This window comes from Streptomyces sp. NPDC001787 (assembly GCF_040297465.1).
GTDB lineage: Bacteria > Actinomycetota > Actinomycetes > Streptomycetales > Streptomycetaceae > Streptomyces.
Genome location: NZ_JBEOZE010000037.1, coordinates 56,871 through 72,787 on the forward strand (window position 1 = coordinate 56,871; position 15,917 = coordinate 72,787).

Genomic DNA, 15,917 nt, shown 5'->3' on the forward strand with positions numbered 1-15,917 from the left:
CACCCGCAGCAGTCCCAGCAAGCAGCACCACCCGCACCCCCCGCCGACGCCCCCGAGGAGCCGTAACCGTGAGCACGCCCGAAGAGAATCCGCGCCCCACACCCGTGGACGTCCCGCTGATCCAGATCGGCGCGCCCGCACCGTCCGCGGGCGGCTGCGGCGACGACTGCGGCTGTGGCGACGGCTACGACCCGGACGGCCTGGAGTGCGGCCTCGACCCCGCGCTCGCCCGGCTCCTCGCCGAGGCGGGCCTGGACCCCGTCCAGGTCGAGGACGTCGCCCATGTCGCGATCGAGGAGGACCTCGACGGCGGCGTGGACGTGACCACCGTGGCGACCGTCGACGAGGAGTCCGTCGCCACCGGTGACTTCACCGCCCGCGAGGCGGGCGTCGTCGCCGGGCTGCGCGTCGCCGAGGCGGTGCTGTCCATCGTCTGCACCAGCGAGTTCGAGGTGGAGCGCCATGCCGAGGACGGCGACCGCGTCGCCCCCGGCCAGAAGCTCCTGACCGTCACCACCCGCACCCGCGATCTGCTCACCGGCGAGCGCAGCGCGCTCAACCTGCTGTGCCGTCTCTCCGGCATCGCGACCGCGACCCGCGCCTGGGCCGACGTCCTCGAAGGGACCGGGGCCGAGGTCCGCGACACCCGCAAGACCACCCCGGGGCTGCGTGCCCTGGAGAAGTACGCGGTGCGCTGCGGCGGCGGCGTCAACCACCGTATGTCGCTCTCCGACGCGGCTCTGGTCAAGGACAACCACGTCATCGCGGCGGGCGGTGTGGCCGAGGCGTTCAAGCGGGTGCGGGAGGAGTTCCCCGACGTACCGATCGAGGTCGAGGTCGACACGATGCAGCAGGTCCGCGAGGTGATCGACGCGGGCGCCGATCTGATCCTGCTGGACAACTTCACCCCGGGCGAGACCGCCGAGGCTGTCGCCCTGGTCGGTGGCCGCGCCGTGCTGGAGTCCTCCGGCCGGCTCACCCTCGACTCGGCCCGCGCCTACGCCGAGGCGGGCGTCGACTTCCTGGCCGTCGGGGCGCTCACCCACTCCTCGCCGATCCTCGACATCGGCCTGGACTTCCGGGACACCGCCCCGGCCACCGGTGAGGCCCAGGCCTGATGCTGCTCACCATCGACGTCGGCAACACCCACACCGTCCTCGGCCTGTTCGACGGCGAGGAGATCGTCGAGCACTGGCGGATCTCCACCGATGCCCGTCGCACCGCCGACGAGCTCGCCGTGCTGCTCCAGGGCCTGATGGGCATGCATCCGCTGCTCGGTGTGGAGCTGGGCGACGGCATCGAGGGCATCGCGATCTGCGCGACCGTCCCGTCCGTCCTGCACGAGCTGCGCGAGGTCACCCGCCGCTACTACGGCGACGTCCCCGCCGTGCTGGTGGAGCCGGGCGTCAAGACCGGTGTGCCGGTCCTGATGGACAACCCCAAGGAGGTCGGCGCGGACCGCATCATCAACGCGGTCGCCGCGGTCGAGCTGTACGGCGGACCGGCGATCGTCGTCGACTTCGGTACGGCCACCACGTTCGACGCGGTCTCCGCCCGGGGCGAGTACGTGGGCGGGGTCATCGCCCCCGGTATCGAGATCTCGGTCGAGGCGCTCGGGGTCAAGGGCGCCCAGCTCCGCAAGATCGAGCTGGCCAGGCCGCGCAGTGTGATCGGCAAGAACACCGTGGAGGCCATGCAGTCCGGCATCGTGTTCGGTTTCGCGGGCCAGGTCGACGGGGTCGTGGCCCGGATGAAGAAGGAACTGGCGGCCGACCCCGACGACGTGACGGTCATCGCGACGGGGGGCCTTGCTCCGATGGTGTTGGGGGAGTCGTCCGCCATCGACGAGCACGAGCCCTGGCTGACGCTCATCGGGCTGCGCCTCGTGTACGAGCGCAACGTCGCACGGATGTAGGCGCGAGGGCGCACGGAGCGGTACGGAGGCGTACGCAGGGCGGGGCGGAGCCGTACGGGGGACAGCCGGGCACACGGCGTCGGCACGCCCTCCACCTGCGACAACGTCCGCCGGGATGGTGGCGGGGGGACACCGGCGGGGGCGGCGGCAGGACCGTCCGGGACGTGCCTCCGGGGCCCTGCCCGGACGGCTGTCGGCACCTCGCGGACGCCGCGCCGCCGACGACCAGTTAAACGGATTTTGTCCATTTAGCACGTATTGTCGCGTCATGCCCACGCCCTACGGTTCACGAGGCGGCATGGCGTTCAGCGCGGACGAGCTGCGGGTGCTCCGACGTGCCCTCGCCATCGCCCTCCACCCGACGCCCCTGCCCGACGAGGATGTCCAGGACTGCCTGCGGCTCGCCGGTGCCGTGGACGAGGCGGTCAGCGAGGCGGGGCGGCTGCGCGCGTTCCTCCTCGCCGACCTCGCCCGCTACCGCGAAGCGCTCCCCGGCTCCGTCAACGGCTATCTGGAGCTCCTCCAGGACGCCGTCGCCGCCGGGTACGACCCCCGCCCGGACGATCTGGCTGCCCTGCGCGCGCTGCGCGGCAAACCGGTCGCGGCCGCGCTCCTGGCCCGCTGCCAGGTGCTCGCGGAGCGTTCGGTACGGGCCAGGCTGGCCGGCCGTGCCGTCGCGGTGACGGCCCCGGCGCCCCGCGGCAGGCTGCTCGCCCTGCCCGGCGGACGCGCCGCCGACCGGGAACCCGAACGCCCCAAGGCACCGGTCTCCCCCGGCCGTCCGCAGCCCCCCGGGGAGCGTCCGATGCCCAAGCCCTCCGAGGTCTTCCCGCCCCGCCGCCGCCCCGCCCCGCCGCCCGGCGAGCGCGCCGCCGGCTGAGCCGGGTGTCCGGCGGGACGCGGCGCTCTCCCCGGGAGGGCGCCGCGTCCCGCCGCGCGGGGCTCGCTACTCTGGACGGCATGGACTACGTATCCGCGCTCGTGCCCCCCGTGGTGATGGCCATCTTCTTCATCGGCCTCGTCGTGACGATCGTCAAGAGTCAGGGCGGTCCGAACAAGACCAAGGAAGACGCCGCGGTGGACGCGACGCTCACCCGCGCGGAGTCGGTGAAGCAGACCGCGCATCCGGAGAGTGTCTGACCCGGCCCCCCGGGCCCCCGGACCCCACCGGCCGCCTCGGCCCCCGGACCCCTCGGGTCCCGGGCCCGTGACCACCCGGTCGCGCGTGCCCGCGGGACCGTCCGGAGCACCCCGTGCACCGTCAAGGGCGTACGGCTCATTGGAGCCGTACGCCCTTTCGCTGTGTAAATAACGGCCTATTCCAGACATCTGGCACTAAGGTGACGCTGTGCCTCGCCAATTGGGAGAGCTGGAAGACGCCGTGATGACACGCGTCTGGCAATGGAACCGTCCGGTCACGGTGCGGGAAGTCCTTGAGGACCTTCAGCAGGAACGGTCCATCGCCTACACGACGGTCATGACCGTAATGGACAATCTCCATCAGAAGGGCTGGGTGCGCAGGGAAGTCGACGGCAGGGCATATCGATATACGGCCGTCTCCACCCGTGCCGCCTACTCGGCCGCACTCATGAACGAAGCGTGGTCGCGCAGTGACAACCCCGCGGCGGCTCTTGTGGCGTTCTTCGGCATGATGTCCGCCGAGCAGCGCGAAGCCCTCCAGGATGCGGTACGCATGGTTTCCCCGGGCCTCACCGATCAGCCGTCCACGAGTCCCCCGGGTGACGTGCCCGCGGACGATGACGGGGCCCCGGCCGATGGAGCGGCGCCGGAGAGCGGGCGATAGCGTCGGGGCATGTCCTCAGAGCTGTCGCATGCCGAAGAGCCGCCGTATACCGAAGAGCCTCCGCATACCGGGCCGGATACCGATTTTGATACCGACCCGTCGGTAAAAAGGCCCGCCATCACCGTCCGGCGCGCCCGGACGAGCGATGTGGCGTCGGTCCGCCGTCTCCTCGACGGGTACGTGACGGAAGGGATCCTGCTCGACAAAGCGACGGTGACGCTTTACGAGGACATCCAGGAGTTCTGGGTCGCGGAACGCGACGAGGACGCCAGGGTCATCGGCTGCGGCGCACTCCATGTGATGTGGGAAGACCTCGCTGAAGTGCGCACCCTTGCCGTCGATCACAGCATCAAGGGCGCCGGAGTGGGCCACCACGTACTGGACAAGCTCTTGCAGACCGCACGCTGGCTCGGGGTGCGGCGGGTTTTCTGTCTCACCTTCGAAGTCGACTTCTTCGCGAAGCACGGCTTCGTGGAGATCGGAGAGACACCGGTCGACACAGATGTCTACAGCGAGCTGCTGCGTTCCTATGACGAGGGTGTCGCGGAGTTCCTCGGTCTCGAACGAGTGAAGCCGAACACCTTGGGCAACAGCCGGATGCTTCTGCACCTGTGAACCGCAGAAGACACCGGAACCCTATGTCCGAATCGCACATGTTTCCCGCGTCCTTGTGCTCCTCAACCTCTCCCGGGGGTTTGTGTTTTCCGGGGAAAAGCGGTTTCCTTTCCGCGTACTCCATTTTCGATGAAAGGAAATCCGGTGGCACAGAAGGTTCAGGTCCTTCTTGTCGATGACCTCGACGGTGTCGAGGCGGACGAGACCGTGACGTTCGCACTTGATGGCAAGACGTACGAGATCGACCTCACCACGAGCAACGCGGACAAGCTCCGTGGTCTTCTTGAGCCGTACACCAAGGGCGGCCGTCGTACCGGTGGCCGTGCCGCGACCGGTCGTGGCAAGGGCCGCGCCGTCGCCGGTGGCAACAAGGACACCGCGGAGATCCGTAAGTGGGCGCGGGAGAACGGCCACAACGTGAATGACCGCGGCCGTGTTCCCGCCGAGATCCGTGAGGCCTACGAGAAGGCCAACGGCTGAGCTGCCGGCCCATCGGTCAGCAGCCCCGCACGGGCACGCAGCAGCCGGACCCGGTGGCATTCCGTTGCCGCCGTGTCCACCAGCCGTACGAGATCGGGGGCACCCCCACCGCTGCTCCCGAAGCCCGCGAGAGCCGGCAGTGCCGGCTCCACCTCGTGGCGCGGCCCGGGGGGCCGCAGCCAGAGCGCGGCCCCCGGCGAGCCGGCCCGGAACGCGGCCGGCGCCGGGGCGGTGATGCGGCCACCGGCGCCCAGGGCCGTCAGGCCGAGGGTGATTCCGCCCCACTCCAGCCAGTCGAGGAGCCCCGGCAGCTCCTCCGCGCTCCCCGCGGCCACCAACAGCTGCATCCGCGCTCCGGTCAGCGCCACGGGACCGGTGCGGCCCACCCGCCGCAGGACCGCGCGGCCGGCGACGGCGGGCAGCTCCAGCACGTCGAAGCGCAGCCCGGTCGGCAGCCGCACCGGGGCCCTTCCGGCGGTGGTCCAGCCGAGCTCCCGCTCGTACCACCGGGCGAGGGCTTCGCCGGGCTCGACGGCCGCGGTGATCGCGGCGGCCTCTCGGGCACCCCCGGCAGCTGGGGCACCTCGCGTACCTTGCGTATCGCGGGTACCGAATTCGGGGGACGAACGGGGCGTCGGGACGGGAAAGGCCATGTCCGATGAACCGTTGAGCAGCCTCCGGGGTTACGCAGAGTTCATGATCGATCGCTTTGAGTGCTCATGGCGGGGGCGTGTGGGGGTATTCGGGAGCGCCGGGTTGTTCGCCCGTAGCGGAGGGAACCAGGGCGCGCCGCATGGACTGTCAGTGATTGCGGGTAAGACTTTCCTAGTGGGAAGGGGCGACACGCGGGCCGAGGCGTCTCACGTTCGCCATCGGCGTACTGGCGATAGGGGTATCTGCCTGGCCTGCGGGAACATCGTCTCGCACCATCGGGTTGGAGCAGTTGTCAGCTGTTCGGCAGTAAGTTTCCCCGCCGGTGCGGGGGTGATCCGGACGGATGTCGGCAGTTGGAATGAGCTGTCCCGTCCTGCGGGACTAGCATGCGGAAGGACTGGGAGGGGACCGACCCCTCACTGACCGACCGCTCTGAGGAGCGATTAACGATGTTCGAGAGGTTCACCGACCGCGCGCGGCGGGTTGTCGTCCTGGCTCAGGAAGAAGCCCGGATGCTCAACCACAACTACATCGGCACCGAGCACATTCTCCTGGGCCTTATCCACGAGGGTGAGGGTGTCGCCGCTAAGGCCCTGGAGAGCCTCGGGATTTCGCTCGAGGCGGTCCGCCAGCAGGTGGAGGAGATCATCGGTCAGGGGCAGCAGGCCCCGTCCGGCCACATCCCCTTCACTCCCCGTGCCAAGAAGGTCCTGGAGCTGTCGCTCCGCGAGGCCCTTCAGCTGGGTCACAACTACATCGGCACCGAGCACATCCTGCTCGGCCTGATCCGCGAGGGCGAGGGCGTCGCCGCCCAGGTCCTCGTGAAGCTGGGCGCCGACCTGAACCGGGTCCGGCAGCAGGTCATCCAGCTGCTCTCCGGGTATTCGGGAGGCAAGGAGGCGGCCACCGCGGGCGGCCCCGCGGAGGGCACCCCCTCCACTTCCCTGGTGCTCGACCAGTTCGGCCGGAATCTCACCCAGGCCGCTCGTGAGTCCAAGCTCGACCCGGTCATCGGGCGCGAGAAGGAGATCGAGCGGGTCATGCAGGTGCTGTCCCGCCGTACCAAGAACAACCCGGTTCTCATCGGCGAGCCCGGCGTCGGCAAGACGGCGGTCGTCGAGGGCCTGGCACAGGCCATCGTCAAGGGCGAGGTGCCCGAGACCCTCAAGGACAAGCACCTCTACACCCTGGACCTCGGCGCGCTGGTCGCGGGCTCCCGCTACCGCGGTGACTTCGAGGAGCGCCTGAAGAAGGTCCTCAAGGAGATCCGCACCCGCGGCGACATCATCCTGTTCATCGACGAGCTCCACACCCTGGTGGGTGCGGGCGCCGCCGAGGGCGCGATCGACGCGGCGAGCATCCTCAAGCCCATGCTGGCGCGGGGCGAGCTCCAGACCATCGGCGCCACCACGCTCGACGAGTACCGCAAGCACCTGGAGAAGGACGCCGCTCTTGAGCGACGCTTCCAGCCCATCCAGGTCGCGGAGCCGTCGCTGCCGCACACCATCGAGATCCTCAAGGGTCTGCGCGACCGTTACGAGGCCCATCACCGGGTCTCCATCACGGACGAGGCGCTGGTCCAGGCCGCGACCCTGGCGGACAGGTACATCTCGGACCGCTTCCTCCCGGACAAGGCGATCGACCTGATCGACGAAGCCGGTTCCCGGATGCGCATCCGCCGGATGACCGCGCCGCCGGACCTCCGTGAGTTCGACGAGAAGATCGCGGGTGTCCGCCGCGACAAGGAGTCGGCCATCGACTCCCAGGACTTCGAGAAGGCGGCGTCCCTCCGCGACAAGGAGAAGCAGCTGCTGGCGGCGAAGGCCAAGCGGGAGAAGGAGTGGAAGGCCGGCGACATGGACGTCGTCGCCGAGGTCGACGGCGAGCTGATCGCCGAAGTCCTGGCCACCGCCACCGGTATCCCGGTCTTCAAGCTGACGGAGGAGGAGTCCTCCCGTCTGCTGCGCATGGAGGACGAGCTCCACAAGCGCGTCATCGGGCAGAAGGACGCCATCAAGGCCCTCTCGCAGGCGATCCGCCGTACGCGGGCCGGTCTGAAGGACCCCAAGCGCCCCGGTGGCTCGTTCATCTTCGCCGGCCCGTCCGGTGTCGGTAAGACGGAGCTGTCCAAGACGCTCGCCGAATTCCTCTTCGGTGACGAGGACGCGCTGATCTCCCTCGACATGTCGGAGTTCAGCGAGAAGCACACGGTTTCCCGCCTCTTCGGTTCGCCCCCCGGATACGTGGGCTACGAGGAGGGCGGGCAGCTCACCGAGAAGGTGCGCCGCAAGCCGTTCTCCGTCGTCCTCTTCGACGAGGTCGAGAAGGCCCACCCCGATATCTTCAATTCCCTGCTCCAGATTCTGGAGGACGGTCGGCTGACCGACTCCCAGGGCCGGGTCGTGGACTTCAAGAACACGGTCATCATCATGACGACCAACCTCGGGACCCGGGACATCTCCAAGGGCTTCAACCTGGGCTTCGCCGCCCAGGGCGACGTCAAGACGAACTACGAGCGCATGAAGACCAAGGTCAACGAAGAGCTCAAGCAGCACTTCCGGCCCGAGTTCCTCAACCGTGTCGACGACACGGTGGTCTTCCACCAGCTGACCGAGGAAGACATCATCCAGATCGTCGACCTCATGGTCGCCAAGGTGGACGAGCGCCTCAAGGACCGCGACATGGGCATCGAGCTCAGTGCCGAGGCCAAGTCGCTGCTGGCGAAGAAGGGCTACGACCCCGTGATGGGCGCCCGGCCGCTGCGCCGGACGATCCAGCGCGAGATCGAGGACATCCTCTCGGAGAAGATCCTCTTCGGCGAGCTGCGTCCCGGTCACATCGTGGTCGTGGGCACCGAGGGCGAGGGCGAGGAGAAGAAGTTCTCGTTCCGCGGCGAGGAGAAGTCGGCACTGCCCGACGTCCCGCCGATCGAGCAGGCGGCAGGCGGCGCCGGCCCGAACCTGACGAAGGAAGCGTAGGGGCGCGTAGCGCCGAAGCGTGCGGGGGCTGCCCCGGACCGGTTTCCACCGGTCCGGGGCAGCCCCTTTTCGTGGGTGGTGGGGTGCGGCTCAGTAGGTCTTGACCATGAGCCGGTCGCCCAGGTCCTCGCTCCCCAGCAGCGGCGGCGGCTGATGGCGGCCGGGGAGGACCGTCACCTGGAGGCCGGGCCACGCCACCAGCGGTGTGAGGTCCAGCTCCAGTGCGTCCGGGGACGCCATCAGGGTGAGGCCGGCGAGTCCGGGGAAGAGCCCGCGAAGGAGCGACACGTCCTCGCCGCCCGGCGGCGCCGGGACCGTCAGGTTCGTGAGCGAGGGGACCGCTGCGGCGGCGGTGAACGGGCCGGTCCACGGGAATTCCATGAGCCGTAGCCGGACGACACGGGGGCTCGCCCGGAGCTCGGCCAGTGCGCCGTCCAGCGAGTCCAGCGCGAAGACGGCCAGTGAGGTGAGTGACTCCCACGCGCCGAGGCCGTCCAGCGGCAGCGGGAGATCGCCGTCCACTCCGAGATGACGCACCTTCGGGTGGGCGGGCAGTTCGTCCAGCCGGCCCGGACCGACGTTGCCGAGGCTCAGGCGCTCCAGATTGCGGATGTGAGAGGTCGCGGGCAACCGATCGAGCGGCCGTCCCATCGCGTCCATCATCAGGTTGGTCAGCGCGGTCAGCGGGGCGAGCGGGGCGAGGTCCTCGGCCGAGGGGCAGGCGTAGAGGTTCAGGTACGTCAGCGTCCCGGCCTGGGAGCTCAGCGAGGCCAGGTCCAGCGTGGTGCCGGTGACAAAGAGTGTGTTCAGCCGCATCCGGGTCAATGCGGACCGGATCTCCGCGCTTTCGACGTCGCTCTGGAGATGGAGGTGCCGGAGGGCGGGCAGATGCCGCAGGGCACCCACCTGTCCTCGGCCGACCGAGACGGGTGTGTTCGTGAGATCGCAGTGGGCCAGCACCTCGGAGGCGTACTCGTCCGCCGGGAAATTGGCCCATGTATGGGCGAAGAGACTGCCGTGAGCGGGGTGGGCGAGGGCCCAGGCGCGGGCGTGGGGGATGGCCTCCCGGCCGCCGATGCGGCAGATCAGGTCGATCACATGCGCGGTGGAGGGAGCGTCCGGGGGAAGACTCTCCGGCGCGGGAAGGAACGGCAGCGCCGCCGCGCCGAGCCGGGCCAGCGAGGCGACATGCTTGTGGTCGTCCGGCGGGAACAGCGCCGCTGTACTGAGCCGGACCCGTTCCCGTACCGCGCCGTCCAGCCAGGTGGCGTGCTGTTCGCACAGTGCGGCCAGGACATGGATGTCGGTGCGTTCCTGGAACTGCTCGGCGTGTTTCTCCCCGGCCATCAGCAACCCGTCGATCAGCACCGGGAGTTGGCGGCGTCCGCAATGGCCCGCCGCCAGCAGGATCACGTCCTGCCAGGCCTCCTCGTCCGCGTGCCGCAGCAGCTCGTTGAGGTGGTCGTCCTCGATGAGCTCCTTCGCGGCGAGGAAGTCCTGGAAGGTGCGGTGGACGAACTGGTAGGTGTCGTCGCGGTGTTCCTGGAGGAGGCCGCTGCGGTTGAGGAGATGGGTGAGGATCTTCTCGGGCGGTCCCTGCGCGCCCACCCGCTCCATTCCGGTCAGGCCGCGGGCCAGTTGGCGCAGGGCCTGTTCGCGCGTGAACTCCGACTGGCCCTCGCGGACCAGCCAGACGGCGAGGCGCTGGAGGAGCTGCGTGTGCTCCTCGACGTCCATCTCGATGCCCTCGGGGTCCTCTATCCGGCGGCGCCGGTCCCGGTGGCCGAGCAGCATCTCCAGGGACGAGCGGTAGAGCTTCCAGCGGGTCTCCGGCAGGAAGCCCTCGCGGCGGCGGTGCAGGGCGCAGATCACCGCGCAGAGGAGCGGGGTGCGGGCCAGATCGCGCAGGCCGGGGTTGTGGGCGAACTGCCGCGACAGATCGCCCTCCAGCTCCTCCAGCCGCTCCCGGTCGTCCTCCTCGGTCAGCCGGGCCGCCCGGTGCCAGGAGGCCACGAAGGCCTGGATGTCCTCGTCCCGCATGGTCAGCAGGCGCAGTTCCTCGAACCCCTCCGAGCGCAGCCAGTCCGGCTCGACCGCGAGCGGCCGCACCGTCGCCACACAGCGGGTCTCCGGGTAGCGCCGCAGCAACTGGGACAGCCAGGTGTGCGCCTGCTCACGGTCCTCGGGCGGCACCTCGTCCAGCCCGTCGACCAGCAGCAGCGCCCGGCCCGACTCCAGGACCCGGCCGGTCCACCCCTCGGGCGCCCGGTCGACCACCAGGCCCGACGCGTCGGCGAGCCGCGCGGGCCCCGGGAACGTACCGCCCCGGGCCCGCAGGGTGCGCAGCGGGACGACGAAGGGCACCAGCCCGTTCAGCGGGGCCAGCGCGCCGTCCAGGGTGCGGGCCGAGGCATGGGCGGCCAGCCACCACAGCAGGGTGGTCTTGCCCGCGCCCGCCTCGCCCCGCAGCAGGACGCGGGGACGGTCGGTGAGCAGGGCGTCGATCCGCTGGGGCGGGGCCGGTGGGTGCTTCGCCGTCCGGCCCGCCGGTGCCTGTGCCTCCAGGCTGAGGTAGGCGGTGTCCAGGTCCCATTCGGAGTCGTGGCGGCTCAGCTCGTCGAGCCCGAAGATCTTGGTGCGCCGGTACGCGGCCCCGATCGCGGTCGCGTACTCCTCCTCGTACCGCAGGTCCCTGGGGTAGTGGCCGCGCACCTGCTCGTACCGCAGCGGGGTGCCGGACTGCTCGTAGACGAGCGAGAAGGGCCGGGAGGCGACGAGGGAGGCGACGGGTACGCATTCGACCCGGAGGCCGACGCGCTGGCGCGGGATGTGGCGCGCGATCCCCAGCAGGACGTTCCCGGCGAACACCGGGCCGCCGGACAGCCCGCGCAGGGTGGGGAGCCCGTGTTCGTTGACGGCCGGGGGCGGGCCGTCGAGCTCGCAGACCAGGAGGTTGCGTACGCGCCCGGCGAGCGGCAGCACCGTGGCGGTGTACTGGTCCGCCTCCAGATGGCTGCCGGCGTGCCGCTGGATGTCGGGGAAGCCGGTGATCTCGCAGTCGAACAGGGCCTGGTCGGTCGCCAGCGTTCCCAGTCTGACCGGGCCGGCCGGCAGGACCGGTTCCTCGGTGCGCAGCAGGGCCGCGTCGGTGTCGTGGTCGATCCAGGCGACCGTCGCCGCCGTCCGCCGGGGCAGGTCCATGTGGGAGACGCCGCTGCGGCTGCCGCCCTTGACGACATGGGCGCAGGTCAGCACCAGGCTGTCGGTGAGGAGCACCCCGCTGCCCTGGACGGATCCGGCGCCGTGGACGACGACCGTACGGGCCGCCGGGCTCAGCGGAGTCGTGCGCACGGTGCCTGTCGTGCTCACCGGGGGCGCGCTCATTCGCCGCCCTGCCCCCGGCCGAAGTACGCCGTGCTGCCGCCGTCCTCGTGGCCGATCTCCCAGGCCTCGCCGGTGACGGCGTTGCGGGGGGTCAGGGTGAGCGCGACCTTGTGCGTACGGCCGGTGGCGCGGGACGCGTCGGCGCCCGCCTCCACCACCCAGGCCTTCACCTTGCCGCCCGCCTTGGCCTCCTTGCGGAGTTCGAGGGTGAACTCCATCTGGATGTCCCCGACCGCGAAGGCGAGAGGCAGGCCGGTGGCGCGGGTCGCGGCCTCGACGAGCTGGTTGCGGATGGATTCGACGGCGTCGGCCAGTTCGATGCCGTCGAAGTCGTGGTTGCTGTCGCTGGCCATGCTGCGGTGTCCCCCCGAAGTGCTCGACCGGTGCCCCGTCAGCGTAGTGAAGTTGCCCGCCGAAGGTCCCGAATCGGAAGGACCTTGGTCCCACCGGCGGTGACAAGGCGCACAGCCCGATCGAGGCCTACTAGGGAGGGTAGGAGAAGCGCCCATGATCACGGGAAGGACTTTGGGCCTGCGGCGGACGGGGGCTTTTGGTGTTTGGGGCGATTAGTCCTTATCGCCGATACATGTCCGAATCGCGACGTATCGAACTGGGGTTAAACCTGTTCCGCGCCATGGATTCCGAAGATCGCCGGCGCTCTCCCGCGGGGTCTTCCGCGGTGAATTCCCGAGGTGCCATCTACGGCTTTTGATCGTAGATGGGGTGTTTGAGTACCGGCCTGGGTGCGGGTTACCAAGGTTGAGCAAGCCCGGACAGTACGCCGGGTCCACTCACCTCCGGAGGACTTCCCCGTATGTCGAAGCGCGCAACGATCCAGCACTCCACCCGCCCGTCCGTGTCCCGTGTCCGTGGCGCCGTCCTGGCCGCCGGCCTTGGTGCATCGATGGTGCTCGGTGCGGGCGCCGCGTTCGCGTCCGGCACCACGAGCGCCCCCGGCACCGCCACGCTCGCGGCCGGTGCGACGGCCGACTCGGTCGCCCAGCAGGCCGCGGCCCAGAGCAAGGCGGCCACCGCCGCCAAGCAGGCGGCGGCGAAGAAGGCGGCCGACGCGAAGAAGACCGCGGCTGCCAAGAAGGCGGCGGCCAAGAAGAAGGCCGCCTCCTGGAAGGCCCCGGTCGACCACTACGAGCTGAGCGCCAGCTACGGCACCGGCGGTGCCCGCTGGGCCGCCAAGCACTCCGGCCAGGACTTCGCCGTGCCGATCGGCACCAAGGTGAACGCCGCCCACGCCGGTACGGTCGTGAAGGCCGGCCCGAACGGCGGCGGCGACGGCCCCGCGTACGGCAACGCCGTCGTGATCAAGCACGCCAACGGCAAGTACTCGCAGTACGCGCACCTCTCGAAGATCAACGTGCACATCGGCCAGCACGTGAACACCGGCCAGAAGATCGCACTGTCCGGCAACACCGGAAACTCCAGCGGCCCGCACCTGCACTTCGAGATCCGCACCACGCCGAACTACGGCTCCGCGCTGAACCCGGTCTCGTTCCTGCGCTCCGTGCACGTCTCGGTCTGATCCGGCCTTCCGGCCCGGCCTGAGCCGATCCGGCCTTCCGGCCCGGCCCGGCAGGGCGCGGGCCGGTGCCGCGCTCCGGCGCGTCGCCCGGTCCGCACTCCGGTGCCACCGGCCCGGCGCCGTGCCCCCCGTGCCGTACCCCGGGTCAAGCCCCGGTTCCGGCGCCCGGACCGTGGGCCCGCGTCACCAGTTCGACGGCGACTTCGAGGACAGCCTTGCGCTTGTCCTCGGGGTCGCCGTCGACGTCGTTCATGGCGAACATCCCGGCGTGCAGCGTGAACAGCGCGCTGAAGCAGCGCACCTGGTCGGTGAGCGGTGCGTCGTCGTCCCGGATCAGATTCACCAGGGTCACGACCCGGTTCTTGATGGTGTGGCCGATGCTCAGGTCGCGCACGGTCGCCTGGTTCTCCTGCATGAAGCGGAAGAGCGGGGCGGCGCCGGCCAGCGCCTCGCTGTACCGGGTCAGGATCTCCGTCTTCGTCTCCAGTGTGCGCGGCTGCGACTCGCCCCAGACGATCAGCTCCTCGACCGGCCGGTTGAGATCGTCGAAGATGCTCTTGAGGATGTCTTCCTTGGTCTTGAAGTGGTAGTACAGCGCGGCCTTGGTGACATCCAGCTGTTCGGCGATCTCGCGCAGCGAGGTCTTCTCGTACCCCTGCTCGGCGAAGAGCCTCAGCGCGACGTCCTGGATGCGCTGGCGCGTGTTGCCCCGGCGCGTGTGCGGCGCGCTGCCCATGTCCATCGTGCTCTCCCAAAAACTTACTTGACGCCCGGCTAGTTACGGGTCTACCTTCCCCAGTGTAGTCAACTAGCCGGGCGGCAAGTAAGTCCCCGGTGTACCGGGGAAACAGGGGAGTGGGGACCATGGCGGAGCTGAAGAAGGCGTCTGCGGGGCGGACGGCCGGAAAACCGGAGCCGGAGCCACGCAGCGTACGGGTGGTGATTCTCGCCCTGATGATCGCGATGCTGCTGGCCATGCTCGACAACCTGATCGTCGGCACCGCCATGCCCACGATCGTCGGTGACCTCGGGGGAATGGAACATCTTTCCTGGGTGGTCACCGCCTACACCCTGACCACTGCGGTCTCCACCCCCATCTGGGGCAAGCTCGGCGACCTGTACGGCCGCAAGAGCATCTTCCTCACGTCCATCGTGATCTTCCTGATCGGCTCCGTGCTGAGCGGCATGGCCCAGGACATGGGCCAGCTCATCGGCTTCCGCGCGGTGCAGGGCCTCGGCGCGGGCGGTCTCATGGTCGGCGTCATGGCGATCATCGGCGATCTGGTGCCGCCCCGGGAGCGCGGCAAGTACCAGGGCATGATGGCCGGAGTGATGGCCATCGCCATGATCGGCGGCCCGCTGGTCGGCGGCACCATCACCGACCACCTCGGCTGGCGCTGGAGCTTCTACATCAACCTGCCGCTCGGCGCGGTCGCCCTCGCCATGGTCACCGCCGTGCTGCACCTGCCGAAGAAGGAGCGGTCGCACGCGAAGATCGACTACCTGGGCGCGGCTCTGCTCACCGTCGGCATCACCGCGATCGTCCTGGTCACCACCTGGGGCGGTACGGAGTACGCCTGGGACTCGGCCGTGATCATGGAGCTCATCGCGCTCGGCGTGGCCTCCCTCGTCGGCTTCCTCTTCGTCGAGCGCAAGGCGGCGGAGCCGATCATCCCGCTGCACATCTTCCGCAACGCCAACTTCACGCTCATGTCGGTCATCGGCTTCATGGCGGGCTTCGTGATGTTCGGCGCGGTGCTCTTCCTGCCGCTGTTCCAGCAGTCGGTGCAGGGCGCGTCCGCGACCAACTCCGGACTGCTGCTCCTGCCGCTGCTCCTGGCGATGATGACCGTCTCGCTGGTCTCCGGACGGATCACCACCAGCACCGGCAAGTACAAGATCTTCCCCATCGTGGGCAGCGTCCTGATGGTGACCGGCCTCTTCCTGCTCGCCCAGATGGACACCGGCACCTCGCGCCTCACCTCGGGCGTCTACATGGCGGTGCTCGGCGCGGGCATGGGCTTCCTGATGCAGATCACCATGCTCGTCGCACAGAACAGCGTCGAGATGAAGGACATGGGGGTCGCCTCGTCCGCGACCACCCTGTTCCGTACGCTCGGCAGCTCCTTCGGTGTCGCCATCATGGGTGCGCTGTTCACCGGCCGGGTGCGGGACGAGATGGCGGCGCGCGGCGGCGGGGCCGCCACCGAGCACTCCGCCCAGCTGGACGCTGCCAGTCTGGCCAAGCTGCCGGTCCCGGTGCGCGAGGCGTACGAGTTCGCGGTGGCCTCGGGCACTCATATCGCCTTCCTGGTCGGCGGCTCGACCGCGGTGGTGGCCCTGGTGGCCTCGCTGTTCGTCAAGGAGGTCCCACTGCGGGGCGCGGGCCCGGCGGCCACCTCCGACGACCAGCCCCCGGCACCCGACGCGAAGGCCGATGCGAAGGCCGATGCGAAGACCGGGACGAAGGCGTCGCAGACCGTCTGAGCGGAGTCCCGGCCGGTACGCGCGGCCGGACCACGAGCGGCGAGAACGCGGACGCACACGGAC

Annotated in this window: 14 protein-coding genes; 10 read left to right on the forward strand and 4 right to left on the reverse strand. The window is 69.8% G+C overall.

Annotated elements, in window-relative coordinates; translation table 11 throughout:
- Positions 1-68: 68 nt before the first annotated feature.
- The 7 genes from nadC (at position 69) to ABT170_RS34685 (ending at position 4,814) form a co-directional block, all read left to right on the forward strand.
- On the forward strand, positions 69-1,118 hold the full coding sequence (gene nadC, locus ABT170_RS34655) for a carboxylating nicotinate-nucleotide diphosphorylase (protein ID WP_329942994.1): 1,050 nt from the start codon (positions 69-71) through the stop codon (positions 1,116-1,118).
- A complete protein-coding gene (locus tag ABT170_RS34660) occupies positions 1,118-1,915 on the forward strand; it encodes a type III pantothenate kinase (protein ID WP_266922641.1) in 798 nt (265 codons plus the stop codon). The genes nadC and ABT170_RS34660 overlap by 1 nt, the downstream gene beginning before the upstream one ends.
- Before the next feature lie 298 nt (positions 1,916-2,213).
- A complete protein-coding gene (locus ABT170_RS34665; protein WP_351874202.1) occupies positions 2,214-2,795 on the forward strand; it encodes a hypothetical protein in 582 nt (193 codons plus the stop codon).
- A gap of 80 nt (positions 2,796-2,875) precedes the next feature.
- Positions 2,876-3,055 carry a hypothetical protein gene (locus ABT170_RS34670; RefSeq protein WP_266922642.1) on the forward strand — a complete coding sequence of 60 codons (180 nt, stop codon included), beginning with the start codon at positions 2,876-2,878 and terminating at the stop codon, positions 3,053-3,055.
- 208 nt (positions 3,056-3,263) lie between these two features.
- The gene (locus tag ABT170_RS34675) at positions 3,264-3,719 is read left to right on the forward strand and encodes a BlaI/MecI/CopY family transcriptional regulator (protein WP_329942995.1); all 456 of its coding nucleotides are present in this window, start codon (positions 3,264-3,266) and stop codon (positions 3,717-3,719) included.
- A gap of 9 nt (positions 3,720-3,728) precedes the next feature.
- The gene (locus ABT170_RS34680; RefSeq protein ID WP_266922644.1) at positions 3,729-4,334 is read left to right on the forward strand and encodes an amino-acid N-acetyltransferase; all 606 of its coding nucleotides are present in this window, start codon (positions 3,729-3,731) and stop codon (positions 4,332-4,334) included.
- Between the two features lie 144 nt (positions 4,335-4,478).
- On the forward strand, positions 4,479-4,814 hold the full coding sequence (locus ABT170_RS34685) for a histone-like nucleoid-structuring protein Lsr2 (RefSeq protein WP_073719617.1): 336 nt from the start codon (positions 4,479-4,481) through the stop codon (positions 4,812-4,814).
- On the opposite strand, the gene ABT170_RS34690 is transcribed toward ABT170_RS34685, so the two are convergent.
- Positions 4,793-5,467, reverse strand: coding sequence for an SCO3374 family protein (locus ABT170_RS34690; RefSeq protein WP_329942996.1), 675 nt, complete (start codon positions 5,465-5,467; stop codon positions 4,793-4,795). The two genes, ABT170_RS34685 and ABT170_RS34690, sit on opposite strands and share 22 nt — an antisense overlap.
- A gap of 450 nt (positions 5,468-5,917) precedes the next feature.
- On the opposite strand from ABT170_RS34690, the gene ABT170_RS34695 reads away from it, so the two are divergent.
- On the forward strand, positions 5,918-8,446 hold the full coding sequence (locus ABT170_RS34695; RefSeq protein ID WP_266922646.1) for an ATP-dependent Clp protease ATP-binding subunit: 2,529 nt from the start codon (positions 5,918-5,920) through the stop codon (positions 8,444-8,446).
- A 90-nt stretch (positions 8,447-8,536) separates the two neighbouring features.
- Here ABT170_RS34695 and ABT170_RS34700 read toward each other — a convergent pair whose 3' ends face one another.
- Positions 8,537-11,830 carry an NACHT domain-containing protein gene (locus tag ABT170_RS34700; protein WP_443034287.1) on the reverse strand — a complete coding sequence of 1,098 codons (3,294 nt, stop codon included), beginning with the start codon at positions 11,828-11,830 and terminating at the stop codon, positions 8,537-8,539.
- Positions 11,827-12,183, reverse strand: a complete 357-nt coding sequence (locus tag ABT170_RS34705) for a trypco2 family protein (RefSeq protein WP_329942998.1) — start codon at positions 12,181-12,183, stop codon at positions 11,827-11,829. Before ABT170_RS34705 ends, ABT170_RS34700 begins: the two co-directional genes overlap by 4 nt.
- A gap of 461 nt (positions 12,184-12,644) precedes the next feature.
- On the opposite strand from ABT170_RS34705, the gene ABT170_RS34710 reads away from it, so the two are divergent.
- Entirely contained in the window at positions 12,645-13,367 is a 723-nt protein-coding gene (locus tag ABT170_RS34710; RefSeq protein ID WP_329942999.1) for a M23 family metallopeptidase, read from the forward strand.
- A gap of 145 nt (positions 13,368-13,512) precedes the next feature.
- Here the strand turns inward: ABT170_RS34710 and ABT170_RS34715 are convergent, their stop codons facing one another.
- Positions 13,513-14,103 carry a TetR/AcrR family transcriptional regulator gene (locus ABT170_RS34715; RefSeq protein ID WP_329943034.1) on the reverse strand — a complete coding sequence of 197 codons (591 nt, stop codon included), beginning with the start codon at positions 14,101-14,103 and terminating at the stop codon, positions 13,513-13,515.
- Between the two features lie 128 nt (positions 14,104-14,231).
- Here ABT170_RS34715 and ABT170_RS34720 point away from each other — a divergent pair, with 128 nt between their 5' ends.
- The gene (locus tag ABT170_RS34720; protein ID WP_351874184.1) at positions 14,232-15,854 is read left to right on the forward strand and encodes an MDR family MFS transporter; all 1,623 of its coding nucleotides are present in this window, start codon (positions 14,232-14,234) and stop codon (positions 15,852-15,854) included.
- Positions 15,855-15,917: the final 63 nt, after the last annotated feature.

Bases quoted from the DNA above. Each gene is read 5' to 3' on its own strand.
- ABT170_RS34695 (WP_266922646.1), top strand. From the start codon at position 5,918: ATGTTCGAGAGGTTCACCGACCGCGCGCGGCGGGTTGTCGTCCTGGCT.
- ABT170_RS34690 (WP_329942996.1), bottom strand. From the start codon at position 5,467: ATGGCCTTTCCCGTCCCGACGCCCCGTTCGTCCCCCGAATTCGGTACC.
- ABT170_RS34715 (WP_329943034.1), bottom strand. From the start codon at position 14,103: ATGGGCAGCGCGCCGCACACGCGCCGGGGCAACACGCGCCAGCGCATC.
- ABT170_RS34670 (WP_266922642.1), top strand. From the start codon at position 2,876: ATGGACTACGTATCCGCGCTCGTGCCCCCCGTGGTGATGGCCATCTTC.
- ABT170_RS34705 (WP_329942998.1), bottom strand. From the start codon at position 12,183: ATGGCCAGCGACAGCAACCACGACTTCGACGGCATCGAACTGGCCGAC.
- ABT170_RS34680 (WP_266922644.1), top strand. From the start codon at position 3,729: ATGTCCTCAGAGCTGTCGCATGCCGAAGAGCCGCCGTATACCGAAGAG.
- ABT170_RS34710 (WP_329942999.1), top strand. From the start codon at position 12,645: ATGTCGAAGCGCGCAACGATCCAGCACTCCACCCGCCCGTCCGTGTCC.
- ABT170_RS34720 (WP_351874184.1), top strand. From the start codon at position 14,232: ATGGCGGAGCTGAAGAAGGCGTCTGCGGGGCGGACGGCCGGAAAACCG.
- ABT170_RS34660 (WP_266922641.1), top strand. From the start codon at position 1,118: ATGCTGCTCACCATCGACGTCGGCAACACCCACACCGTCCTCGGCCTG.
- ABT170_RS34665 (WP_351874202.1), top strand. From the start codon at position 2,214: ATGGCGTTCAGCGCGGACGAGCTGCGGGTGCTCCGACGTGCCCTCGCC.
- ABT170_RS34700 (WP_443034287.1), bottom strand. From the start codon at position 11,830: ATGAGCGCGCCCCCGGTGAGCACGACAGGCACCGTGCGCACGACTCCG.